The following is a 21942-nucleotide window of genomic DNA, read 5'->3' as shown; positions in this document are numbered from 1 at the left end:
CATGCCTTGACACGGCATGCGCGGCATCCGTCATCGGTGCCCCCTCAAAAGCTTTACGCCATCAGCGGCCGGTTGTTCGGAGACGGGTGCCCGCCGGCTTCCCGCAAATCGGGAGCCTGCGGCTCGTATAGGCTGTTTCCGCAGGTCAAGGCCTAACCGTCGAGGGGTAGGATGCAGGACGCTTACCGCACCGTGGCCCATGAAGGTGTGCACGAGATCGAGATCAGCAAGTCGCGCTTCATCTGCGCGCTCGCGCCCGCCGCGACGGAGGAGGAGGCGCAGGCGTTCGTCGCCCGCGTCCGGAAGGAGCACCCGACGGCGCGGCACAACTGCTTCGCCTACGTGCTGGGGGCCGACGGGTCGGTGCAGAAGGCCAGTGACGACGGGGAGCCCGGTGGTACGGCCGGGGTGCCGATGCTGCAGATGCTGGTGCGTCGGGAGATGCGGTACGTCGTCGCGGTCGTCACCCGGTACTTCGGCGGGATCAAGCTCGGGGCGGGCGGGCTGATCCGTGCCTACGGGGGAGTGGTCGGCGAGGCGCTCGACACCCTCGGGACGGTCACCCGCAGGCGTTACCGGCTCGCCACCGTCACCGTCGACCACCAGCGCGCCGGAAAGCTGGAGAACGAGCTGCGGGCGGCGGGGCGCACGGTGCGCGAGGTGTCGTACGGGGCCGGGGTGACGATCGGGATCGGGCTGCCGGACTCCGAGGTCCAGGCCTTCCGCGCCTGGCTGGCCGACGCCACGGCCGGTACGGCGGTGCTGGAGCTGGGGGACGAGGCGTACGGAGAGGCGTAGGCGGCGCCCGGTCTGCGGCCTCAGGCGCCGGTGGGCCCCAGGGGTCCGGCCTCAGGCGCCGGTGGCCCCAGGGATGCGGTGGGACGTGGGCGTGGTCGCTCCGTCCGGGCGGACCTCCGGTCCAGGCGGGCACCCCCGGGCGGGTCTCCGTCCGGGCGGGTCCCAGCCGGTGCGCTCCGGCGACGTGAGGTGGCGCTCGGGCAGAGGTCCGGAACGCTGTCCGGAGCGGGGGCACCCGCGCCGTCTCCCCTCAGGTCGGGTCAGGTCAGGGCCGCGGCCCCGCCCACCCCCACCGTGCCGACCGCGGCGCAGACGAGGGACCAGCGCACGTACACGTGTTTGCGCCAGGCGATCCGGCTCATGACGACGAGCTCGCGGCTCAGCGCCGGCAGCGGATCCGCCTCCCGGAGCCGGTACTCCAGCGCGCCGGGCTCCCAGTGGCGCAGGTGGCCGAAGTAGACGAACCGCTCCTCGGCCGGCCCGGGCACGTCCTCCCGGAGGTTCGGCGCGACCGCGAGGACCGCGCAGGCCAGGCCCACGACAAGGGCCGCGACCCCAGCCCACAGCAGCACCGTCGCCAGGCCTCCCGCGTGGCCGAAGCCCCGGCCCACACCCGCCACCAGCCCCAGTACCAGGAGGACGGTCGACTGGGCGGTGAGGGCGAACGACGCCTTCGCGTCGGCCTTGCCCGTCCACTCGCACAGCGCGGCGTGCAGCCGCCAGGCGGTGTCCTGGGGGGATTCGGGCACGGCCACCTCGTTCCTCTCGCCTCCGGGTCCTCTCACCTCCGGCTGATCGTCCCCCGGGGCCGGGCGCTCCACGGGCCCGAGCGGCAAGCTGACCGAAAGACCGCGCAGAGCGGCAACTTTTCGCCCGTGTGAGAGGTGACGCGGACACCGGTGAGCCGGGAGCCCGGGTGCCGAAGCCGCCGGGTGAGGCGGAGCAGTGTCGGAGGGGCCGTCCCGGCTGCCCCACCTCCGTACCCCTCCTCCGTCTCCCGGCCCCGCCGCCGGATGCGAGACTGTGGGGCGGCCCTGACTCCCGCGCCGGCCGGTCGTCGGGAGGCGCGCGGGTCGGCCGGGTCGGATGAACCGGTCGGGCCGGATGGATCGGACGGGCCGGATGGATCGGACAGGCCGGATGGATCGGACGGGCCGGGCCGAAGCGTCCCGTACCGGCGGGGCCGCCGGCAGCAGTGGGAACGGCAGGCGCAAAGGAAGCCGAGGAGCGCATGGGTACGGGAGTCGACGCGTGAGACTGCTGCATACGTCCGACTGGCACCTCGGACGCTCCTTCCACCGGGTCGGCCTCCTGGACGCCCAGCGCGCGTTTCTCGCGCACCTCGTGGACACCGTGCGCGAGCGCGACGTGGACGCCGTCCTCGTCGCCGGTGACGTCTACGACCGGGCCGTGCCGCCGCTCGCCGCCGTCGAGCTGTTCGACGAGGCCCTGCACCGGCTCGCGGAGACCGGCGTGCCCGTCGTCATGATCTCCGGCAACCACGACTCCGCCCGCCGGCTCGGCGTCGGCGCCGGACTGCTCGGCCGGGCCGGTGTCCACCTGCGCACCGACCCCGCCGACTGCGGCATACCCGTCGTCCTCTCCGACGCCCACGGCGACGTCGCCTGCTACGGCCTGCCCTACCTCGAACCCGCGCTCGTCCGCACCGCCCTCGACGCCCGGGGCGCCGGGCACGTCGCCGTGCTCAAGGCGGCGATGGACCGGGTCCGCGCGGACCTCGCCGGACGTCCGGCCGGCACGCGGTCCGTCGTCCTCGCCCACGCCTTCGTCGCGGGCGGCGCCTCCAGCGACAGCGAACGCGACATCACCGTCGGCGGCGTCGCGGCCGTACCGCCCGAGATCTTCGACGGCGTGAACTACGCCGCCCTCGGCCACCTCCACGGTTGCCAGACGATCACCGACCGCGTCCGCTACTCCGGCTCGCCGCTCGCCTACTCCTTCTCCGAGGCCGCCCACCGCAAGACCATGTGGCTGATCGACCTCGCCGCCGACGGGACGGTCACCGGCGAGCGGATCGACTGCCCGGTGCCCCGCCCGCTCGCCCGGATCCGCGGCCGGCTGGACGAGCTCCTGGACGACCCGGCCCTCGACCGGCACGAGGACGCCTGGGTCGAGGCGACCCTCACCGACCCCGTCCGCCCCAAGGACCCCATGGCCCGGCTGGCGACCCGCTTCCCGCACGTCCTCAGCCTGGTCCTGGACCCCGAGCGGGCTCCCGAGGACCCCCTCGCCTCGTACGCCCGGCGGCTGCGCGGCCGGAGCGACCAGCAGATCGCCGAGGACTTCGTCGCCCACGTCCGCGGCGAGGGCCCCGACGCCGCCGAGCGCGCCCTGCTGACCGACGCCCTCGACACCGTCCGGGTCGCCGCCGCGGAGGGGGAGCGATGAGGCTCCGCCGACCGGCGTGCGCGGTCGCCGACCGGCACGCCGCCGCCGGCGTCAGCCGCCGAGCAGAGCGAACCCGCCCCCGAGCAGGGCGAATCCACCGTCGAGCAGAGCGAACGCGCTGCCGAGGAGAGCTGACCCCTCAGGGGGAGAGCGAATCCTCCACGAGGGAGAGCGGACCCGCCGCTGATCCGAGCGGACCCGCCGCTGAGCAGAGCGTGCCCGCCGCTGACCAGAGCGGACCCGCCCCCGCGAAGGGCGAGCGATGAGCCCCCGCCGCCCCGGGACCGCGCCCACCGTCCGGTACGCCGTCGTCGGCGACTCCGCCGCCGCCGAGGGGAACCGATGAGACTGCACCGCCTGGAGATCACCGCCTTCGGCCCGTTCGCCGGCACGCAGCACGTCGACTTCGACGAGCTTTCCGCCGCCGGGCTGTTCCTGCTGCACGGCCCCACCGGCGCCGGCAAGACCTCCGTCCTCGACGCCGTCTGCTACGCCCTCTACGGCGGCGTCCCCGGCGCCCGCCAGAGCAGCGGCGGCGGGCCCGGACTGCGCAGCGACCACGCCGCACCGGACACCCCCACCGAGGTGGTCCTGGAACTGACCGTCGGGGGACGGCGCCTGGAGGTCACCCGGCGGCCCGAGCAGCCGCGTCCCAAGAAGCGGGGCAGCGGCTACACCCGGGAGAAGGCGTTCAGCGCCCTGCGCGAACTGCGCGACGGGCAGTGGCACGGGCTCAGCCGCTCCCACCAGGAGATCGGCGAGGAGATCACCCGGCTGCTGGGGATGAACCGGGAGCAGTTCTGTCAGGTCGTCCTCCTCCCGCAGGGCGACTTCGCCCGCTTCCTGCGCGCCGACGACGCCGCACGCGCCGGGTTGCTGGGCCGGCTGTTCGACACCGGCCGATTCGCCGCGGTCGAGAAGCGCCTCGCCGAGCTGCGCGGGGCGGCGGAGGCGCGGGTGCGCGCCGGCGACGAGCGGCTGCTCGCGCTCGGCCACCGGATGCGGCAGGCCGCCGACGACCCGTCGCTGCCCGAGGTCGGCACGCCGTCGCCCGCCACCGCGGCCCCGGCCCGCGGCCGGGCCGGCATCCCCGCACCACGGGCCGCCGAGCCGCCGCTCGCCGCCGGTGCCCCCGGGCTCGCCGCCGCCGTGCTGGAGTGGGCGGCCCTCGCCCGTACCACCGCCCGCGAGCGGCGCGCCGTCACCGCGTCCGCCGTCCGGGCCGCCGAGGACCTGCACGCCCGCGCGGCCGAACGCGCCGCCGAGGTCCGCGAACGGGCCCGGCTCCAGCGGCGGTACGCCGAGGCCCGCCGCCGCGCCGACGAGCTGGCGGAGCGGCGCCCCGAACGGGACGCGCTCCGCGACCGACTGGAGCGGGCCCGCGAGGCGGCCGCCGTCGCCCCCGCCCTGGAACTGCGCGCCGAGGCCGGACGCCGGCACCACGCGGCGGCCGAGGCCGAACGCCGAGCCCGCGCCCGGCTGCCCGAGGAGCACCGGGAGGCCGGCGCCGACCAACTGGCCGCGCTCGACCATGCCCACCGCGAGGAGCTCGGTTCGCTCGCAGCCGCCCGGCGCGCCGAGGAGCGCGCCGCCCGGATCACCGCCGAGATCGCCGTCCTCGAACGCGAGGCCCGCGCCGACGAGGACGCCCTCACCGACGACGCCGACTGGCTGGCCGCCTGGCCCGCCCTGCGCGAGGAGCGTCAGCGCCGCCTCGACGCCGCCCACGAGGCCACCGCCCGCGCCGAACAGCTCGGCGCGCGCGTCGCCCCCGCCGAGGAGCGCCTCGCCGCGGCCCGGCGCCGCGACGCACTCGCCGTCGAGGCGGCGGCGGCCGAACAGGCGGAAGCCGACGCCCGCGACGAGGCCGCCCGCGCCCGCGAGCACTGGCTCGACACCAAGGAACGCCGGCTGCGCGGCATCGCCGCCGAACTGGCCGCCGGACTCGTCACCGGCGACCCCTGCACCGTCTGCGGCGCCACCGAGCACCCCGCCCCCGCCCGCGCCGCGGCCGGGCACGTGGACCGCGCGGCCGAGCAGACCGCCGAGGCCGCCTACCGGCGCGCCGACGCCGCCCGCGAGGAGGCCGTCCGCCGCCACGGGCCGCTCCGCGAGGCCCTGGCCGCGGCCCGCGCCGCCGCCGGCGAGGCGGCCACCGCGGAGCTCGCCGCCCTCGCGGACGCCGCCCGGCGGGCGTACGCCGAGGCGCGTACCGCCGCCGCCGACGCGCCCGCCGCCCGGGCCGCCCTCGCCGAGGCCGAGCGCGAGTACGAGCACCGCCGCGACGCCCAGCAGCAGGCCCGGCTGCGGATCGCCGCGCGCACCTCCCACCGCGACGACCTGGAACGCGAACGGGCCGTCCTGCTGGAGGAGTTGGCGCGGGCGCGCGGCGGCGAGGAATCCGTCGCACGCCGCGCCGCCGCACTGGAGGAACGGGCCGGCCTGTTCGCCGCCGCTGCCGGGGCCGCCCGCGCGGCCGAGGACGCGGCGACCGCCCTCAAGGAGGCCGACGACCGGCTCGCCGACGCCGCGTACCGCGCCGGCTTCGCCACCCCAGCCGAGGCGGCCGACGCCCTCCTCGGCGCGGCGGAACTCCGTTCGGCGCAGGCCCGGCTGGACGCCTGGCGGCAGGAGGAGGCCGCCGTCGCCGCCGCCCTGGCCGACGAGGAAGCGCTCGCCGCCGCCGGCCTGCCGCCCGCCCGCCCGGAGGCCGCGGACGCCGAACTCGCCCTGGCCGTGGACCGGTTGCGGGCCGCGTCGGACCGCGACGCCGAGGCCCGGCGCCGCTGCGACGCCCTCGACCGGCTCTCCGCCGAGGCCGCGAACGACGTCCGGCGGCTCGCCCCGCTGCGCGAGGAGTACCACCGGATCGCCGGCCTCGCCGGGCTGGCGGCCGGCACCTCCGCCGACAACGAGCGCAAGATGCGCCTGGAGTCGTACGTGCTCGCCGCCCGGCTGGAACAGGTGGCCGCCGCCGCGACCGTCCGGCTCGGGCGGATGTCCGCCGGCCGCTACACCCTCGTCCACTCCGACGCCCGCGGCACCGGACGCGGCCGGTCCGGCCTGGGCCTGCACGTCGTCGACGCCTGGACCGGCAGTGAACGCGACACCGCGACACTGTCCGGCGGCGAGACGTTCTTCGCCTCGCTCGCCCTCGCCCTCGGCCTCGCGGACGTCGTCACCGAGGAGGCCGGCGGCACCCGCCTGGACACCCTCTTCATCGACGAGGGCTTCGGCAGCCTGGACGAGCAGACCCTCGACGAGGTCCTCGACGTCCTCGACTCGCTGCGTGAACGCGACCGCGCCGTCGGCATCGTCAGCCACGTCGCCGACCTTCGGCAGCGCGTCCCGGCCCAGCTTCAGGTCGTCAAGGACCGCTCGGGCTCCACGGTGCGGCACCTGACGGCCCGTCCGTCCGGCTGAACGCCCGGCGCTCCAGCGGCGACGAGTACACCACGCTCGTCGTCACCGACCCCAGCGCCCCGATCCGTCCCGCCACCTCTTCCAGGTGCCGCATCGACCGGGCGGCGACCTTGATGACGAAGCAGTCGTCGCCGGTCACGTGGTGCGCCTCCAGCGCTTCGGGGGTGGTGGCGAGCAGGTCGTGGAACGGTTTGTAGTTGCCGTTCGGATAGCGCAGCCGCACGAAGGCGAGCACCGGCATGCCCAGCCGCTCGGGCCGGACGACGGCCGTGTACCCCTCGATCACCCCTGCCTCCTCCAGCCGCCGGACGCGCTCGGTCACCGCGCTGGAGGACATGTTCACGATCCGCGCCAACTCGGCGTACCCGGCGCGGCCGTCACTCTGCAGCGCGTCGAGTATCCGCCAGTCGGTGGCGTCGAGGGAATGCTCGCTCATGAGCGGTGTCTAACAGGCGCGTCCCGTTTGATCAAGCGTTCGCGTCGTTCGTCACATGCGCGAATCCCACCGGCCGCCGGTCGGGAGGGGCACTTCGGGGCGAGTGGGAGAACACCGGCCGGAGGTTCCGGATGCCGGGGATTCCCCGGCGGGACGTGCGGAGGGCCGGGGAATCACGGTTCACCGCCACCAGGGTGGCGCCGTAGATTTCCGGCCATGACAGCAACGACCTCCCCGGTCCGCCCCGCCTCCCGCGTCCTCTCCGTACCGCCCGCCGAACCCGCCGCGGCCGCCGCCTACTTCGCCGCCCGGCTCGCCTTCCACACCGACGTCGCCGACGTCCACGCCGCGCTCGCCGATGGCACCGCCGACTTCACCGTCGTCGACTCGCGCTCCACGGCGGCGTGGGACCAGGGGCACGTGCCCGGCGCCGTCCACCTTCCCACGGCGGGGATACCGTCCCTGGCCGGCGAGTTCCTCGACCCGGCGCGGCCCGTCGTCGTGTACTGCTGGGGGCCGGGCTGTGACGGCGCCACCCGCGCGGCGCTGGCGCTCGCGACGCTCGGCTACCGGGTCAAGGAGATGCTCGGCGGCATCGAGTACTGGATCCGCGAAGGCTACGAGGTCGAGACCTGGGAAGGCACCCGCACCCTGCCGCCGGACCCGCTGACCGCGCCCGTGGACGGCGCGGACTGCGGCTGCTGACCCTCAGCCCCGGGCGAGGGCCGCGAGCAGGGGGCCGGGATCGCCGTCCCGCGGCAGATCGCTCACCTGGCCGTCGCCCACCTCCACCACCCGCCACACCCCGTCCTCCCGGAGCGCCACGTCCGTGGTCACGAACCGGCAGCCCAGCGCGGCGACACACGGCGCCACCGCGTCGAGGTCCGGCTCCGGGAGACGGTCCGGGGTGTCCGGGTGGGCGGTCACCAGGACCGGCCGGCCGTCCAGCCACCACACCCGCGCCTCGCCCGCCGCCGAGAAGCGCTCGAAGGTCCGCAGGACGACGCCGCCCGCCAGGAACTCCGCCTGGAGTTCGACGAACCGGCCGACGACCGCCGCAAGCCGGCCCGTGTCGGCGAGGTCGGGGACGTGACACGCCTCGTCCCACTCGTGCTTGCGGGACTTCACGTAGTCCTTCACCACCACCGGACCGGAGCCGCCCAGCAGCGCCGCCCCCGCCGCCAGCCGCTCCCGGCCGGGTGCCCGTCCGGCCTCCGCCGGGAACCACACACTGTGGGGTGTCACCGCTTCGAACGTCCCATACCAGCCCGGCAGTTCATGCGCCCGCCGGTACGCCTCGGGGGGCGTCAGCAGTGTCACCCCGCGCCCGGCCAGGGCCTCCGCCAGCTCCGCGTACCGCCCCGCGGGGATCATCCACCCCCGGTACCACGCCGCCCCCGCGTCCCGCGGCACCCCCGCGACCGCCCCCACCGCGTCCCCGGCGAGCAACGCGTCGTGATCGACCAGCGCCACCCGCAGCCCCCGGTCGCCCGCCACCCGCGCCTCCACGGCGAAATGCGGATCCGGACGACGGGGGGAGAGCGGGTCGCGGCAGACGAGGAGCAGGGGAGTCATGTCCGGGACTCTACGCGGGGCTCCTGAGCGTCCCGGGTCTGTGATCCGGGTCACTTGAGAGGGTGCCCTGGGGTGGTGCGGCTCCGTCGCGAGCCGGCGGCGGAGGCGGTTTCCGCCGGTGGGAGCGATGGCGGTCCGCCGCGGAGGCGGATCGGTCTGCTGCACACGACGCGCTGCGGGCGACCGTCGACCGACTGAAGGCCGACGCCGTCGAGGAGTTCGGGCCGGGCCGCGTCCTCCACCCCGGCCCCCGGCTCGCCGACCGGATCGAGGAACTCGCCGGCGTGCTGTGAACCCGGGGCGGGCGGCCGTGCCGCCGTCCGCCCCGCCGGCCGTCAGAGCGCCGAGAGCTCCGCCACCAGGTCGTCCAGGCCCAGCGAGCCCTGGGAAAGCGCCGCCATGTGCCACGCCTTGGCGTCGAACGCGTCGCCGTGCCGCTTCCGCGCCGCGTCGCGGCCCGCCAGCCAGGCCCGTTCGCCGAGCTTGTAGCCGATCGCCTGGCCCGGCATGCCCAGGTAGCGGACCAGCTCGCTCTCCACGTAGTCCGCCGGGCGGCTGCTGTGCAGCCCGAAGAACTCCTGGGCCAGCTCCGGCGTCCAGCGCTCGCCGGGGTGGTACGGGGAGTCGGCCGGGATCTCCAGCTCCAGGTGCATGCCGATGTCGACGATGACCCGGGCGGCGCGCATCATCTGGGCGTCCAGGTAGCCCAGCCGCCGCTCGGCGTCGGTGAGGAAGCCCAGTTCGTCCATCAGCCGCTCCGCGTACAGCGCCCAGCCCTCGGAGTTGGCGCTGACCTGGCCGAGGGTGACCTGGTAGCGGGAGAGCCGGTCGGCGACGTGCGTCCACTGGGCGAGCTGGAGGTGGTGGCCCGGCACGCCCTCGTGGTACCAGGTGGACACCAGGTCGTACACCGGGAAGCGGGTCAGGCCCATGGTCGGCAGCCAGGTCCGGCCCGGGCGGGAGAAGTCCTCCGACGGCGCCGTGTAGTAGGGGGCCGCCGCGCCGCCGGGCGGCGCGATGCGCGACTCGACCCGCTTGACCCGCTCGGCCAGGTCGAAGTGGGTGCCGTCCAGCGCCTCGATGGCCTCGTCCATGATGCCCTGGAGCCACTCCCGGACCTCGTCCACGCCCTCGATGTGGGTGCCGTGCTCGTCGAGGTGGGCCAGCGCCTCCCACGGCGTCCGCGCTCCCGGCAGGACCTTCTCCGCCTCGACGCGCATCTCCGCGAGCAGGCGGTGGAACTCGGACCAGCCGTAGGCGTACGCCTCCTCCAGGTCCAGGTCGGTGCCGTTCCAGTAGCGCGCCCACCGGGCGTACCGCTCCCGGCCCACCACGTCCGGGGCGCCCTCGACGGCGGGGGCGTAGACGTCCCGCAGCCAGTCGCGGAGTCCGGCGAGGGCACCCGTCGCGACCTCGGCCGCACCGTCCAGCTCCGAGCGCAGCGCCTCGGGACCGGGGGCCGTGAAGTCGCCGAACCAGCCCTTCCCGTCCGTCCCGATCCACTCGGCGAGCTGCCCCAGCACCGTGGCCACCTGCCGCGGGCCGCCCGGCAGCCCGCGCTTCAACCCCTCGGCGAGCGACGCCCGGTAGCCCTCCAGCGCGGCCGGCACCGCCCGCAGCCGGTCGGCGACCGCCGACCAGTCCTCGGCGGTGTCGACGGGCATGAGGGTGAAGATCTCGCGTACCAGGTGCAGCGGCGAGTGGATGTTGCTGACGGCGCGCAGCGGCTCGCCGGCGTCGTGCACCGCGAGTTCGGCGGTCAGCCGCTCGCGCAGCAGCCGGGCGCAGCGCCGCTCGGCGTCGTCGTCCGCGCCGGGCCGCCGCTCGGCCTCCGCCAGTCGGGCCAGCGTCTCCCGTGCCAGGGCCGCCACCGCCTCCTGCCCCTCGGGCGAGAAGTCCGGCATACGGCGGGCGCTGGACGCCACACCGAGGTAGGTACCGGTGATCGGATCGAGTTCGACGTACGCGTCGACGTAGGCGTCGGCGACCTGGCGGGGAAGCTGAGAGCTCGTGGTGTTCGGCATGCGCACATCCTCGTATGCCGGAAGGCGCCGCGTCACGCGGGATTCACGGGGTGCCGGGGGACGGCGCCCGGCGCCCGGGAGGCGAGGCGCGGGACGGCGGCCGGGGTGACCCGGGCGGTGATCACCAGCGTCCCCTCCTCGACCTGGTAGTCCAGCGGCAGGTCCAGCCCGCGCATCGCCGCCACCATGCCCGTGTTGGACGCCCGGGTGACCGCGTAGACGCTCTCGCAGCCCGCCTCGGCGGCCATGACCACCAGCTTGCGCAGCAGTTCGGCGCCGACGCCGCGCCGCTGCCACGCGTCCTCGACGAGCAGCGCCACCTCCGTCTCCTCACCGTCCCACAGCAGGTGCCCGAGGGCGACCAGCTCGCCGGACGGCGCGAACGCGGCGAGCGTCCGGCCGAATCGCGGGCCCAGCAGGTGGCCGAGATAGCGGTCGGCTGCGGCGACGTCCCGGACCGGCCCGTGGTAACGCAGGGCGAGCGTGGCGGGGGAGCAGCGTTCGTGCATCGCCCGGGCCGCCGCGAGGTCCGCCGGCCCGGCGCGGCGGACCGTCACCTCGTCACCGGCGGGCAGCGTCAGCACGTCGTCACGGCGCGGGAACCGCGGGCCCAGCCGCGCGTCCAGCTCGACGAGCGCCCGGGCCCGCGCGAACTCCGCCGGGGTGAAAGGGAGATGCGGGCGCTCGACGATGATCGTGCCGCCGGACGGATCGCGCAGCCGCAGCACGGTCTCCCGCCACTCGCCCTCCGCGGGCACCTCCGCCCGGCCGGCCGCACCCGCCGGTACCGAGCGGATCGCGCACCGGCCGAGCAGCCGCCGCAGCGCCAGCGGCAGTTCGGCGGAGTCCAGCGCGGTGCGGGTGGCGAGGTCCAGCACCCGGGTGGGGGCGTCGACGAGGTCGTGGGCGTCGGCGCGTTCCAGCCAGGTCGCACGGCCCCCGCCCGCCTCCGCGGCCGCGGCCAGCGCGTCGGCCGTGAGCCCGCCGGGCGCGCGCAGCAGCAGCTCGTCGACCGTTCCGTCGGCCAGCGGGTGCGTCTGGAGGGCGAGGATGTCGACGCCCCGGCCGGCCAGGGCCAGGCAGAGCGCGGCGAGGCTGCCCGGCTCGTCGCGGACCGTGGTGCGCATCCGCCACAGCGTGCCGCCGACGGCCCCGTCCGCCGGCTCGGGGGCCGGCGCGGGGGCGGCGGACCGGGTCCGCCGGCGCCGGTGCCACCAGGCGTGGAACCCGGCCGTGGCCAGCAGTGCGGCGGCCGATCCGGCCAGCAGGGCCGGCCCGTCGGGACCGTGGACCACGGTGTCGGCCACGCAGTCGGCGGCGGCCACGGCGGTGAACAGGGCGGCCAGTTCCGCCAGGTCACGCCGCCAGTGGTGCGCGCGGTCGGGGGCGCCCGCGGGGGTCGCGTCGGTGTCGGTCATGACGTCCACCCTGACGAAGCGGTGTTGCCCGGTCACGAACACCTCGTGTCCTCCGGGTAAAACCGGGAAAGGGGTGCTTCCGGCGCGTTACGGGCGGGTTCGCCCGTGTTAGGGGCTTCCGCGCCGGTCGTCCCCCGCGACCGCCGCCACCTGCGGCGGCACCGGCCGCCGGGCGGGTGCCCCCGGTCGGCGGCCCGGTCCGGCCCATGGATACTGGCCGGTATGCGCGTTGACATCGACATCGACACCGCCGGGCGGGCCGCCGCCTACCGGCTCCTCACCTCGGTGGTCGTGCCCCGGCCGATCGCCTGGGTGTCCACGGTCGCCGAGGACGGGACGGCCAACCTCGCCCCGCACTCGTTCTTCACCATCTCCTGCGTGGAACCGCCGATCGTGCAGTTCACCTCGGTGGGCCGCAAGGACACCCTGCGCAACGTCGAGGCGACCGGCGAGTTCGTCGTCAACCTGGCCCCCGAGGGGCTCGAACGGCAGATCAACGAGACCGGCGCCGACTTCCCGCCCGGCATCGACGAGTTCGACGCCGTCGGCCTCGCCAAGGAGCCCTCGCTCCTGGTGAAGGCGCCCCGGGTCGCGGACGCCCCCGTCGCCCTCGAATGCCGGCTGCACAGCACGCTGTGCCTCGGCGACTCCACGATCGTCCTCGGCCGGGTCGTACACGCCGCCGTCAGCGCGTCGGTACTGGACGGCGATCATCCGGAGATCGGTCGCATGCGCCCGCTCAGCAGGCTCGGCAAGGACCAGTGGGGGACGGTCGGCGGCGTCCACTCCACCCCGCGCGTCGCGTACGCGGACCTGCGGCCCGGCGACCCGAACTGACGGACCCGGCGGGCCGGCGGGCCGCGGGGCCGCAAGGCACCCGGGCCGCCCGCCCGGCCGCCCCCGCCGGTCATGGCCCCCACTCCGCCCCACGTCCGTCCGGGGCGGAACCGGTCGTCCGCGACCCGGCGCCAGAGCACGTCGCGGACGTCGTCCGGCCCCTGTAGGGCGACGACGCCTCCCCGGGCCTTCGCCCCGGCTCTCCGCCGGCGCCCCGCCCCTATCCCCCCTCGACCAGATCCCGCAGCGCGTCCTCCACCCCCCGGTGGAACGTCGGATACGCGTAGATCATGTGCCGCAGTGTCTCCACCGGCACCTCCGCCTGCACCGCCACCGCCGGTCCGTACAGCATCTCGCCGCCCGCCGGGCCGGCCGTCGTGGCCCCGACCAGGATCCCGCGGTCCACGTCCTCGACCAGCTTGACCAGTCCCTGGTTGCCGGCCTTGTGGATCCAGCCACGCGCCGAGGACGGCACCCGCGCGAGCCCGGTCCGCACCCGCAGACCCCGCTCGCGTGCCTGACGCTCCGTCAGGCCGACGGCGCCGATCTCGGGATCGGTGAAGGTCACGCGCGGCAGGGCTCGGTAGTCGGCGCCGGGCCCGGGCTCGCCCAGCACCTCCCGGGCGACGATCTCCGCCTCGTACATGGCCACATGGGTGAAGGCACCGTGGCCGGTGACGTCCCCCGCCGCCCAGAGCCCGTCCGCGGCCCGCATCCGGGCGTCCGTGCGCACCGACCGGGCGTCCGGGTCGAGGCCGACGGTCTCCAGCCCGAGGTTCCGCAGGTCGGCCCGGCGCCCGGTGGCCACCAGCAGCCGGTCGGCGGTCAGTTCCTCGCCGCCGTCCAGGACGAGGGTGAACGCGGTGCCGTCGTGCCGGGCCCCGGCCGCCCGGGCGCCCGTGCGGACGGTCAGCCCCTCGGCCGCCAGCACCTCGACGAGCAGCGCGGCGGCCTCCGGCTCCTCCGCCGGTACCAGGGTGTCCGTCGCCTCGACCACCGTGACGCGGGTCCCGAACCGGGCGTACACCTGGGCGAGTTCCACGCCGATCGAGCCGCCGCCCAGCACCAGCAGCGACTCCGGGGGTTCCGTCGCGGCGACGGCGTCCCGGTTCGTCCAGTACGGGACGGCGTCCAGCCCGGGCACCGGCGGGATTTGCGGTGTCGTCCCGGTGGCGAGCACCACGCCGCGCGCGGCCTCGAAGGCCCCGCCCTCCGGCCCGTCCACCGTCACCGTGCGGGGGCCGGTGAGCCGTCCCCGGCCGCGCACCAGCCGGCCGCCCTTGTCGCGGAACCGGTCGGCGGCCACCTGGTCGTTCCAGTCGTCAGTGGCCTCGTCGCGGATCCGCGCCGCCACCGGCGACCAGTCCGGCTCCACCCGCGCGGTGCCGGCCATTCCCGGGATCCGGCGGGCCTCGGCCAGCAGATTGCCCGCCCGGATCATCATCTTGCTGGGCACACAACCCCAGTACGGGCACTCGCCGCCGACGAGTTCCGCCTCCACGCCCACCACCCGCAGCCCGGCCTCCGCCAGCCGCCCCGCGACATGTTCGCCGCCCGGGCCCATCCCGATGACGACGACGTCCACCTGCTCGGTCATGGCACCGCACTCCGCTCCGTCGAGGGCTTCCGCAGGACCCGTTCACCCTGCCAGCACCGGGAGCGCCCGTCACGGCCGACGCGCGCCGGGCGTACGGTCGGATGGCGGACACACCGGTGAAGGAGGCGGGGGCACGGGGAGCGGGAGCGTTTCGTCGTGGTGACGGGAGGGCCCGGCGCGGGCAAGAGCACGCTGGTCGACGCGTTGGAGGCGGCCGGCCACCACCGCTCGTGGGAGGCGGGACGCGGTGTCATCCGCGACCGGACGGCCATCGGGGGACGCGGCCCGCCCTGGGCCGACCCGGACCTGTTCGCCGAGCTCATGCTCTGCTGGGAACTGCGCTCCCACCACGACGCGGCCGAGTGGCCGGGACCGTCTTCTTCGACCGCGGCCTTCCCGACATCGTCGGCTACCTGCGGCTGACGGGCCGTCCGGTGCCACCGCACATCCGTGCCGCGGCCGAGCGGTTCCGGTACCACCGCCGGGTGTTCGCGGCCCCGCCCCGGCCGGAGATCCACACGCGGGACACCGAACGCCGGCAGAGCTACGAGGAGGCCGTCCGCACCCACGAGGCGGTGACGGCCGCCTACGCGGAGCTCGGCTACGAGACCGTGGAGCTGCCCCGGACGGCGGTGGGGGAGCGGGTCCGGTTCGTCACCGGGCGGATCCCGGAGGGCGCCCGGGGCGTGTGACCGGTTCTGCCCTTGGGGGGTTTGCGCAGGACGTGCAGAATTCCCCACCGTACCGCCATGCGTCTCGCGTCACGTCGGTTCACGTCTGTGAGGAGAAGTCATGCGCTCGGTGAAAACGCTGCTCGCCCTCGGTGCCGCGGCCCTCGCCGCGGCCGGTGCGCTCACGGCCCCCGCGGCGGCGGCCCCGCCCGCCCCCGACGCCAACGGCAAGGCCATGACCTGGACCCTGCTCGCCGACGGGCCCGGGGGCACGGTCCAGGTCGGCGGCGGCCCCCTGAGCAACCCGTACCAGGGCGACACCGCCACGACCACGGCCCTGCCGCTGCTCTGCCTCAAGGTCGACGGCCGTCCCGTCCCCGCGGGCATCACCCCCGGTTTCTACGCCGGCTGGGCGCGCGGCACGGTCGCGGCCACCGCCCCGATCCGCGGCAGCCGCCTGACCGGCCGGGCGGTCGCCGACGGCGTCTGCGCGAACAACTTCGGCGCCGGCTGGCGCATGGCCGAGTTCCACGACGGCAGATACGGGACCAATCTGGAGAGCTCGGGCGGCTGGAGCTTCTGGGCCGAGGGCGACGTGCCCGCCGGCACCCGCTTCTGGACGGCGATCAACGACCAGCCGGCCAACCCCTGGAACTGACCGGCCCGAGGGCGGCCGCGCTCAGCCCGGAGTGACGAACCCCGACTCGTACGCCGCGATCACGGCCTGGGTGCGGTCCCGCGCCCCCAGCTTGCCGAGCACCGCGCTGACATGGGTCTTCACCGTCTCCGTGCCCAGCACCAGGTGCTCGGCTATCTCGGTGTTCGACAGCCCGCGGGCCATCAGCCGCAGCACGTCCGTCTCCCGGCCCGTCAGCGCGGCCCGCTCCAGGACCGCGCGGGCGCCGGGATTGCCGTGCGCGGCGGCCAGCCGCCGCAGGGCGGCGGGGAACAGGAGGGAGGAACCGGCGGCCACCAGCCGGACCGCGTGCACGATCTCGGCCGGGTGCGCCCGCTTGAGCAGGAACCCGTCGGCCCCCGCGCGCAGCGCCTCGTAGACGTACTCGTCGTTCTCGAAGGTCGTCACCACCAGGATCTTCGGCGGCTCGGGGAACGCGGCCAGCACCGCCCGGGTGGCCTCGATGCCGTCCATCAGCGGCATCCGGACGTCCATCGCCACCACGTCCGGGCGCAGTCGCCTGACCAGCGGCAGCACGGCGGCGCCGTCGGCGGCCTCGCCGGTCACCTCGATGTCGGGCTGCGCGTCGAGGATGGCGCGCAGCCCGGCGCGGACCAGGGGTTCGTCGTCGACCAGGAGGACGGAGAGCGGCATGACGGCAGCCTAAGCGGTCGGCAGCCGGGCGCTGACCCGCCAGCCGTCCTCGTACGGTCCGGTCTCGGCACGCCCGCCGAGCAGGGCGGCGCGTTCGCGGATGCCGCGCAGCCCGCTGCCCCGGCGCGGGCCGGCGGCCGGCCGCGGGTCCGGCAGCGGATTGCGGACGTCCAGTTCGACGGCGTCCCCGGTGACGGCGATCCGGACGGTGACGGGCACCGGCCCGGCGTGCCGCAGCACGTTGGTCAGCGCCTCCTGCACGATGCGGTAGCCCTCCCGGGACACCGGGCCGGGTACGGCGTCCAGCGGCCCGGTCAGCTCGGCGGTGACCTCGGCGCCGGAACCGTCGGCCGCGTCCAGCAGCCGCCGGGCGTCGGCCAGCGTGGGCCGTCCCGCCGGATCCTGGGCGCCTTCGCGCAGTACCTTCAGGACCCGCTCCAGATCCTCCAGGGCGTGCCGTCCGGTCTCCTCGATCGCGGCCAGCGCGCGCTCGGTGAACTCCGGCGACCCGGCCGCCCGGGCCGCGCCCGCCTGCACCACCGCCGTGGTGAGCGCGTGACCGATCGAGTCGTGCAGCTCGCGGGCGAGCCGGTTGTGCTCCAACAGCCGTTCCGCGCGCTCCTCCAGGGCCGCGATCCGCTCGGCCGCCGACGGCGCGAGCAGCCACCGGGCCGCCGCGGCGACCAGCTCGCCGGCCCCCACCACCAGCGCCGCGAGGGCCGCCAACGGCAGCGGCGCCAGCAGGGCGTACGCCCACTCCCGGTGGACGGCCAGGTCCACCGCCGCCATCGGCAGCCACACCGAGGCGGCCAGCGTCACGGTCCCCAACTGCACCCGCAGCACCAGCCAGCCGACGGTCCGCCACCGGTCCGCCCAGGACGCGGCCGGTGTGGTGGCGACGGCCGCCGCCTCCGACCGGCCCGGGCCGCGCGAGCGCCGCCCCGGGACGAGCATCAGCCGGGCCTGCACGCCCTCGGCGACCCGCACCGCCGGTACCAGGCCGAGCACGACCAGCGGCGGGACGGACGCCAGGGACCCGAGCAGCAGCGCGAACCGCCCGCCGCCGTCCCCGGGATAGACGAACATGCACACCGTCGCGAACAGGCCCCCGGCCACGAGGTGCAGCCAACGGGTACAGGTGACGGCGCGGGTCAGGGGGCTCAGCAGCCGGGGGACGGGGTACATGGCGATCATCCTGGCAGCGTCGCGGACCGGGCGGCCTCCCCCGGGCGGGGGAGATCGTTTCCCCGGGCGGGGGAAGCGCCGGGCCCGGCCGGTCGGCGAGCGTGGAGCCATGACCTCGATCGACATCAGGGACCTCGTCAAGGAGTACGGCACCGTCCGGGCCCTCGCCGGGCTCACCGTGAGCGTCCGGCCCGGCCGCGTCACCGGCTTCCTCGGCCCCAACGGCGCCGGCAAGTCCACCACCCTGCGCGTCGTCCTCGGCCTCGACCGGGCGACGTCCGGCACCGCGACCGTCGGCGGCCGGCCGTACGCCCTGCTGGACCGGCCGCTCCGGCACGTCGGCGCCCTGCTGGACGCCACCGCCGCCCACCCGGCGCGCACCGCCCGCGGCCATCTGCTGGCCCTCGCCCACAGCAACCGCATCCCCCGGGAGCGCGTCACCGCCGTTCTGGAGGAGACCGGACTCGCGGCGGTGGCCCGGCGGCGCGTGCGCACCTTCTCGCTCGGCATGCGGCAACGGCTCGGCATCGCCGCCGCGCTGCTCGGCGACCCACCGGTGCTGATGCTGGACGAGCCCACCAACGGGCTCGACCCGGAAGGCATCGTCTGGCTGCGCGGCCTGGCCCGGCGGCTGGCCGGCGAGGGCCGGACCGTCCTGATCTCCAGTCACCTGATGGGCGAGGTCGCCGCCACCGCCGATCACGTGATCGTGCTCGGCCGGGGCAGGCTGCTCGCCGACGGCCCGATGGACGCCTTCCTCGCCCACCACGCCCCGGCCCGGGTGCGGGTCCGCACCACCGAGGGCGAACGGCTGCGGACGGCGCTCGCGGAGGGCGGCCTGCGCGCGGTGCCGGACGGCGACGGCCGGTGGACGGTCGAGGGGACGGAGGCCGCCCATGTCGGCGCCCTCGCCGCCCGGTCCGGCGTACCCGTCCTCGAACTCGCCGACGAACGCGCCTCCCTGGAGGACGCCTACCTCCGACTCACCTCCGAGGACACCGAGTTCGCCACCCCCACCACCGCCCGAGGAACCCGCCGATGACGACGACCCCGCCGCTCTCCGCCCTCACCGCCGCCGCCCGCGCCGAGTGGACCAAGACCCTCTCCGTCCGCGGCCTGGTCGCCGCCCTGGCCGCCACGGTCGTCACCACGATCGCCCTCGGCGCGGTGGCCTGCGCGGTCGCCGGGGACGCGACCGCGGAGAGCGACTTCGACCCGATCCGCTTCTCCTGCTTCGGGGTCGGCGTCGGGCAGATCGCGGCGCTCTGCTTCGGCGCCCTGGCCATGGCCGGCGAGTACACCCACGGCTCCCTCCGCGTCTCGCTCGCCGCCGTGCCGCGCCGCGGCGTCTTCTACACCGCCAAGCTCACCGTCGTCACGGGCCTGACGCTGGCGGCGGGGCTCGTCGCCGGGTTCGGCGCGCTCCTCGTCGGACAACCCCTGCTGGGGGACGCCGGGGTGGACGCCGGCACCCCGGGTGCCCTGCGGGCCGCCGTCGGATGCGGCCTCCACCTGGCCCTGCTCGCCCTGCTGGCGGCGGGTACGGCGGCCGTGCTGCGCAGCCCGGTGGGGACGCTGGGGCTGCTGGTGCCGCTGGTCTGTCTGCTGTCGCCCGTCCTGGGGCCCGACGCGCTGGGGGGCGCCGGGCAGTTCCTGCCCGACCGGGCGGGGCAGCAGATGATGTCCGCCGACCCGGAGGGGGCGCTCGGCCCGTGGAGCGGGCTCGGTGTCGCGGCTCTGTGGGCCGCCGTCGCCGTGGCGGCGGGCTGGTGGACGCTGCGGCGCCGGGACGCGTGAGCGGCGGTGGCGCTCGGGGGCGCGGGCCGGTGGACCCGCGCCCCCGGCGTGTTCAGGCCGCCGTCGGGCTTCCGTCAGGCCGCCGGGAAGACGAAGACGCCCTGGTCCACGGAGACCGCGCCGTGCCCGTCGGTGCTGAACACCGGGACCCGGTCGGCGTCCAGCTTCTTCGCCAGGACCTTCTTGGTCTTCACGTCGACGGCGATCGGGTCCCAGTACCCCTGCGTCCCGGGGTTGGTGTAGCCGTAGACCACGCCGTCGCCGGCGTTCAGCGGCGCGAAGTCCTTCTCGTCCGGCCCCTGCGCCCACAACCGCTTGCCGCTCTTGAGGTCCCAGGCGGTGGCCAGCCACGGCTTGCCCATGTCCGGCCGCCCCGCCGTGACGACGGTTCCGGTGGCCGCGTCGTAGGTGGTGAGGAAGGTGGGGTTGCTGTCCGGGTTCCCGAAGTCGGTCCGGGAACCGGGCGCGTCCGCCCGTACGACCGGGCCGGTGGTCAGCAGCCGGCCCGTCCTGATGTCGTTGACCGACAGGATCCAGGGCTCGGAGGAGGTATGCGTGCCGCCGTCCGTCTGCCAGGCGAGGACGACGCGGTCGCCGACGACCGTCACCGGGACGACGTTGACGTCGTGGGACTTCTCCTCCGGGATCGCCTTGTCGGGGCGGCCGGCCTCGGTGGTCGTCCAGGCCTTCTTCCCGGTCGCCAGGTCGGTGACCACCAGGCGCTTCATGTTGTTGTACGAGCCGCGCTCCACCTGCTCATAGGAGAAGGCGTGGTCGCCCGCGAACGTCCGCTCCTCCGGGGCGTACCGGTGGACGTCCTGGGAGCGGGCGGGTCCGTGGACGGCGCGCAGCTCGCCGGGCACGTCCGGCTTGTGTGCCGGTCCGCCGTCCGCCCGCGCGACGGTGCCGTCCTCGGCGGCGAACCAGCCGTCGGCGACGTGCGTCGCCCCCTCCGGGGCGCGGCCGAGCCTGGCGCCCCGCCCGTCGTAGATCTCCTCCACCGTCGTGGACTTGTCGGAGGTCATGCCGTCGGACGGGGTCTTGCTCGTCACGTACACCCGCAGGGCCGGGGCGCCATGCCAGGTGTCCGCCACGACGGTGGCGTCGCCGAACGTGAGCGTCTTCCGGATGGAGCCGTTCCGTGCGTCCCGGAACTCGACGGACTTGGGGCCCTCCCGCAGCGCGGGCCCCTTGTCGTTCGCCGATTTCGCGGCCCCCGGCGCGGTCACCACGGCGAAGGCGTCGCCGACCGCGAACACCTCCGTGCCGCCGGGCGCCGCCGGCACGGTCCAGGCCGGCTTCGCCGCCAGGCCCGGCAGCGCGGCGTCCCGCCAGGCGAGCCGCGCCGACTGTGCCGTCTTCTGCTTCGCCGGGCCGTCGTCCTGCCCGGAACCGGAATCCGAGCCGCAGGCGGTGAGCCCGGCGAGGAGCGTCACGGCCACGAAGGCCGGGACGAGGACGGTGCGCGCGGTGGACGTCACTGCGAATCCCCCAAGGTCATGCTGGCTGATCCGGCGATCTTATGCCGTCGTGGATCATGCTCCGCTGAGGGATCCTCAGGCGCGACCGCAACCGCTGCTACGCGCGGGTTCCCCGTGCCGCGGCGTCCAGGACGACCCGGGCCACGAGGGCCGGATCGTCGTTCATCGGGACGTGTCCGCAGCCCGGCAGCCGGATCAGCCGGGCGCCGGGGATGACCCGCCCGGCCCGGATGCCCTGCCGGCGCAGCAGCACCCGGTCGCGGGTGCCCCAGGCGATGGTCACCGGCAGGTCCGGCAGCTCGTGGGCGAACAGCACCGAGCGGCCCGCGGCGAGGGTGGCCTCGAACCCCACGGCGTCCCGCAGCGCGCTCGCCTCCGCTATCACGGCGTCGACCGGCCGCCGGCCGGGCCGGGCGTACACCAGGCTGACCAGCGCCGCCCGGCCGGCGGCGGTGGCGGCCAGTTGGGCCATCCGCTCCGGCGGCAGCCGGCGGGCGCCGTTGCGCAGGCCCCGCAGGACGGTGAAGGCGTAGCGGCGCTCCGACTCCGTCCAGAACCCGGCGGGGGACAGCGCGGTGACGCTCCGTACGAGCTTCTCGTGGCCCAGTTGCAAGGCGATGAGGCCGCCCAGGGAGTTCCCGGCCACGTGCGGGCGGTCCAGGCCGAGCGCCTCGAAGAACGCGCGGAGGACGGCGGCGGTGCTCGGCAGGTCGTACGGCACCGCCGGCGGCAGGGCGGGGGAGCGCCCGAACCCGGGCAGATCCACGGCGACGACGTCGTGTTCGGCGGCGAGTATCTCGAACACCGGGTCCCAGGCCTGGAGATGGTGTCCGATGCCGTGCAGCAGGACGAGCGGCTCGCCCTCGCCGGCGCGCCGGTAGACCGCCTCGGCCTGGCGCGGGCCGGCGGGGGTGTCGAGGGAGAACGTCGCGGTCCGCAAGGTGTCCAAGGTGTCACCCAT

General features: G+C 75.9%; 21 protein-coding genes. 11 read left to right on the top strand and 10 right to left on the bottom strand.

What is annotated here, in order from left to right; all coding sequences use genetic code 11:
- The first annotated feature begins 171 nt into the window (after positions 1 to 171).
- Complete coding sequence (locus tag ACZ6X9_RS06985; protein ID WP_469776905.1) at positions 172 to 798, top strand: YigZ family protein; 627 nt, start codon at positions 172 to 174, stop codon at positions 796 to 798.
- Between the two features lie 260 nt (positions 799 to 1058).
- Here the strand turns inward: ACZ6X9_RS06985 and ACZ6X9_RS06980 are convergent, their stop codons facing one another.
- On the bottom strand, positions 1059 to 1547 hold the full coding sequence (locus ACZ6X9_RS06980; RefSeq protein ID WP_469776904.1) for a Pycsar system effector family protein: 489 nt from the start codon (positions 1545 to 1547) through the stop codon (positions 1059 to 1061).
- A gap of 502 nt (positions 1548 to 2049) precedes the next feature.
- On the opposite strand from ACZ6X9_RS06980, the gene ACZ6X9_RS06975 reads away from it, so the two are divergent.
- Positions 2050 to 3207 (top strand): exonuclease SbcCD subunit D, encoded by a 1158-nt coding sequence (locus tag ACZ6X9_RS06975; protein ID WP_469776903.1) that lies wholly within the window; start codon positions 2050 to 2052, stop codon positions 3205 to 3207.
- A 342-nt stretch (positions 3208 to 3549) separates the two neighbouring features.
- Entirely contained in the window at positions 3550 to 6630 is a 3081-nt protein-coding gene (locus tag ACZ6X9_RS06970) for an AAA family ATPase (RefSeq protein ID WP_469776902.1), read from the top strand.
- On the opposite strand, the gene ACZ6X9_RS06965 is transcribed toward ACZ6X9_RS06970, so the two are convergent.
- A complete protein-coding gene (locus tag ACZ6X9_RS06965) occupies positions 6575 to 7066 on the bottom strand; it encodes an Lrp/AsnC family transcriptional regulator (protein ID WP_469776901.1) in 492 nt (163 codons plus the stop codon). The genes ACZ6X9_RS06970 and ACZ6X9_RS06965 overlap by 56 nt on opposite strands.
- Positions 7067 to 7282: 216 nt before the next feature.
- Between ACZ6X9_RS06965 and ACZ6X9_RS06960 the strand changes: the two genes are divergently transcribed.
- A complete protein-coding gene (locus ACZ6X9_RS06960; RefSeq protein WP_469776900.1) occupies positions 7283 to 7771 on the top strand; it encodes a rhodanese-like domain-containing protein in 489 nt (162 codons plus the stop codon).
- 3 nt (positions 7772 to 7774) lie between these two features.
- On the opposite strand, the gene ACZ6X9_RS06955 is transcribed toward ACZ6X9_RS06960, so the two are convergent.
- Positions 7775 to 8641 (bottom strand): ATP-grasp domain-containing protein, encoded by an 867-nt coding sequence (locus ACZ6X9_RS06955; RefSeq protein ID WP_469776899.1) that lies wholly within the window; start codon positions 8639 to 8641, stop codon positions 7775 to 7777.
- Positions 8642 to 8703: 62 nt separating this feature from the next.
- Between ACZ6X9_RS06955 and ACZ6X9_RS06950 the strand changes: the two genes are divergently transcribed.
- Complete coding sequence (locus ACZ6X9_RS06950; RefSeq protein ID WP_469776898.1) at positions 8704 to 8934, top strand: hypothetical protein; 231 nt, start codon at positions 8704 to 8706, stop codon at positions 8932 to 8934.
- A 42-nt stretch (positions 8935 to 8976) separates the two neighbouring features.
- Here the strand turns inward: ACZ6X9_RS06950 and ACZ6X9_RS06945 are convergent, their stop codons facing one another.
- Together ACZ6X9_RS06945 and ACZ6X9_RS06940 are read right to left on the bottom strand one after the other, a co-directional pair.
- A complete protein-coding gene (locus tag ACZ6X9_RS06945) occupies positions 8977 to 10665 on the bottom strand; it encodes a DUF885 domain-containing protein (RefSeq protein WP_469776897.1) in 1689 nt (562 codons plus the stop codon).
- A gap of 32 nt (positions 10666 to 10697) precedes the next feature.
- Positions 10698 to 12083, bottom strand: coding sequence for a GNAT family N-acetyltransferase (locus ACZ6X9_RS06940; protein ID WP_469776896.1), 1386 nt, complete (start codon positions 12081 to 12083; stop codon positions 10698 to 10700).
- A 222-nt stretch (positions 12084 to 12305) separates the two neighbouring features.
- Between ACZ6X9_RS06940 and ACZ6X9_RS06935 the strand changes: the two genes are divergently transcribed.
- Positions 12306 to 12920: a flavin reductase family protein gene (locus tag ACZ6X9_RS06935; protein ID WP_469776895.1), complete on the top strand. Its 615-nt coding sequence runs from the start codon at positions 12306 to 12308 to the stop codon at positions 12918 to 12920.
- Positions 12921 to 13140: 220 nt separating this feature from the next.
- Here ACZ6X9_RS06935 and ACZ6X9_RS06930 read toward each other — a convergent pair whose 3' ends face one another.
- Entirely contained in the window at positions 13141 to 14517 is a 1377-nt protein-coding gene (locus ACZ6X9_RS06930; RefSeq protein ID WP_469776894.1) for a dihydrolipoyl dehydrogenase family protein, read from the bottom strand.
- 156 nt (positions 14518 to 14673) lie between these two features.
- On the opposite strand from ACZ6X9_RS06930, the gene ACZ6X9_RS06925 reads away from it, so the two are divergent.
- The 3 genes from ACZ6X9_RS06925 (at position 14674) to ACZ6X9_RS06915 (ending at position 15846) form a co-directional block, all read left to right on the top strand.
- Positions 14674 to 14940, top strand: coding sequence for an AAA family ATPase (locus ACZ6X9_RS06925; RefSeq protein WP_469776893.1), 267 nt, complete (start codon positions 14674 to 14676; stop codon positions 14938 to 14940).
- The gene (locus ACZ6X9_RS06920) at positions 14880 to 15209 is read left to right on the top strand and encodes an AAA family ATPase (protein ID WP_469776892.1); all 330 of its coding nucleotides are present in this window, start codon (positions 14880 to 14882) and stop codon (positions 15207 to 15209) included. Before ACZ6X9_RS06925 ends, ACZ6X9_RS06920 begins: the two co-directional genes overlap by 61 nt.
- Before the next feature lie 100 nt (positions 15210 to 15309).
- Complete coding sequence (locus ACZ6X9_RS06915) at positions 15310 to 15846, top strand: hypothetical protein (RefSeq protein ID WP_469776891.1); 537 nt, start codon at positions 15310 to 15312, stop codon at positions 15844 to 15846.
- Between the two features lie 21 nt (positions 15847 to 15867).
- Here the strand turns inward: ACZ6X9_RS06915 and ACZ6X9_RS06910 are convergent, their stop codons facing one another.
- Positions 15868 to 16518, bottom strand: a complete 651-nt coding sequence (locus tag ACZ6X9_RS06910; protein WP_469776890.1) for a response regulator transcription factor — start codon at positions 16516 to 16518, stop codon at positions 15868 to 15870.
- Positions 16519 to 16527: 9 nt separating this feature from the next.
- On the bottom strand, positions 16528 to 17703 hold the full coding sequence (locus ACZ6X9_RS06905; protein ID WP_469777629.1) for a sensor histidine kinase: 1176 nt from the start codon (positions 17701 to 17703) through the stop codon (positions 16528 to 16530).
- Positions 17704 to 17812: 109 nt separating this feature from the next.
- Between ACZ6X9_RS06905 and ACZ6X9_RS06900 the strand changes: the two genes are divergently transcribed.
- Together ACZ6X9_RS06900 and ACZ6X9_RS06895 are read left to right on the top strand one after the other, a co-directional pair.
- Positions 17813 to 18745 (top strand): ATP-binding cassette domain-containing protein, encoded by a 933-nt coding sequence (locus ACZ6X9_RS06900; protein ID WP_469776889.1) that lies wholly within the window; start codon positions 17813 to 17815, stop codon positions 18743 to 18745.
- On the top strand, positions 18742 to 19500 hold the full coding sequence (locus ACZ6X9_RS06895; RefSeq protein WP_469776888.1) for an ABC transporter permease: 759 nt from the start codon (positions 18742 to 18744) through the stop codon (positions 19498 to 19500). The genes ACZ6X9_RS06900 and ACZ6X9_RS06895 overlap by 4 nt, the downstream gene beginning before the upstream one ends.
- Positions 19501 to 19574: 74 nt before the next feature.
- Here the strand turns inward: ACZ6X9_RS06895 and ACZ6X9_RS06890 are convergent, their stop codons facing one another.
- Both ACZ6X9_RS06890 and ACZ6X9_RS06885 read right to left on the bottom strand, forming a co-directional pair.
- On the bottom strand, positions 19575 to 20981 hold the full coding sequence (locus tag ACZ6X9_RS06890; protein ID WP_469776887.1) for a hypothetical protein: 1407 nt from the start codon (positions 20979 to 20981) through the stop codon (positions 19575 to 19577).
- 97 nt (positions 20982 to 21078) lie between these two features.
- The gene (locus ACZ6X9_RS06885; protein ID WP_469776886.1) at positions 21079 to 21942 is read right to left on the bottom strand and encodes an alpha/beta fold hydrolase; all 864 of its coding nucleotides are present in this window, start codon (positions 21940 to 21942) and stop codon (positions 21079 to 21081) included.

This window comes from Streptomyces sp. NPDC052910 (assembly GCF_055585605.1).
Note: the sequence above shows the minus strand (reverse complement) of the source record. Positions and strands in the feature narration are given on the sequence as shown.

Excerpts from the sequence above, each read along its gene's own strand:
- ACZ6X9_RS06885 (WP_469776886.1), bottom strand. The coding sequence starts at position 21,942 with ATGGGTGACACCTTGGACACCTTGCGGACCGCGACGTTCTCCCTCGAC.
- ACZ6X9_RS06955 (WP_469776899.1), bottom strand. The coding sequence starts at position 8,641 with ATGACTCCCCTGCTCCTCGTCTGCCGCGACCCGCTCTCCCCCCGTCGT.
- ACZ6X9_RS06895 (WP_469776888.1), top strand. The coding sequence starts at position 18,742 with ATGACGACGACCCCGCCGCTCTCCGCCCTCACCGCCGCCGCCCGCGCC.
- ACZ6X9_RS06910 (WP_469776890.1), bottom strand. The coding sequence starts at position 16,518 with ATGCCGCTCTCCGTCCTCCTGGTCGACGACGAACCCCTGGTCCGCGCC.
- ACZ6X9_RS06945 (WP_469776897.1), bottom strand. The coding sequence starts at position 10,665 with ATGCCGAACACCACGAGCTCTCAGCTTCCCCGCCAGGTCGCCGACGCC.
- ACZ6X9_RS06965 (WP_469776901.1), bottom strand. The coding sequence starts at position 7,066 with ATGAGCGAGCATTCCCTCGACGCCACCGACTGGCGGATACTCGACGCG.
- ACZ6X9_RS06940 (WP_469776896.1), bottom strand. The coding sequence starts at position 12,083 with ATGACCGACACCGACGCGACCCCCGCGGGCGCCCCCGACCGCGCGCAC.
- ACZ6X9_RS06935 (WP_469776895.1), top strand. The coding sequence starts at position 12,306 with ATGCGCGTTGACATCGACATCGACACCGCCGGGCGGGCCGCCGCCTAC.
- ACZ6X9_RS06905 (WP_469777629.1), bottom strand. The coding sequence starts at position 17,703 with ATGTACCCCGTCCCCCGGCTGCTGAGCCCCCTGACCCGCGCCGTCACC.
- ACZ6X9_RS06900 (WP_469776889.1), top strand. The coding sequence starts at position 17,813 with ATGACCTCGATCGACATCAGGGACCTCGTCAAGGAGTACGGCACCGTC.
- ACZ6X9_RS06960 (WP_469776900.1), top strand. The coding sequence starts at position 7,283 with ATGACAGCAACGACCTCCCCGGTCCGCCCCGCCTCCCGCGTCCTCTCC.
- ACZ6X9_RS06985 (WP_469776905.1), top strand. The coding sequence starts at position 172 with ATGCAGGACGCTTACCGCACCGTGGCCCATGAAGGTGTGCACGAGATC.
- ACZ6X9_RS06915 (WP_469776891.1), top strand. The coding sequence starts at position 15,310 with ATGCGCTCGGTGAAAACGCTGCTCGCCCTCGGTGCCGCGGCCCTCGCC.
- ACZ6X9_RS06930 (WP_469776894.1), bottom strand. The coding sequence starts at position 14,517 with ATGACCGAGCAGGTGGACGTCGTCGTCATCGGGATGGGCCCGGGCGGC.
- ACZ6X9_RS06970 (WP_469776902.1), top strand. The coding sequence starts at position 3,550 with ATGAGACTGCACCGCCTGGAGATCACCGCCTTCGGCCCGTTCGCCGGC.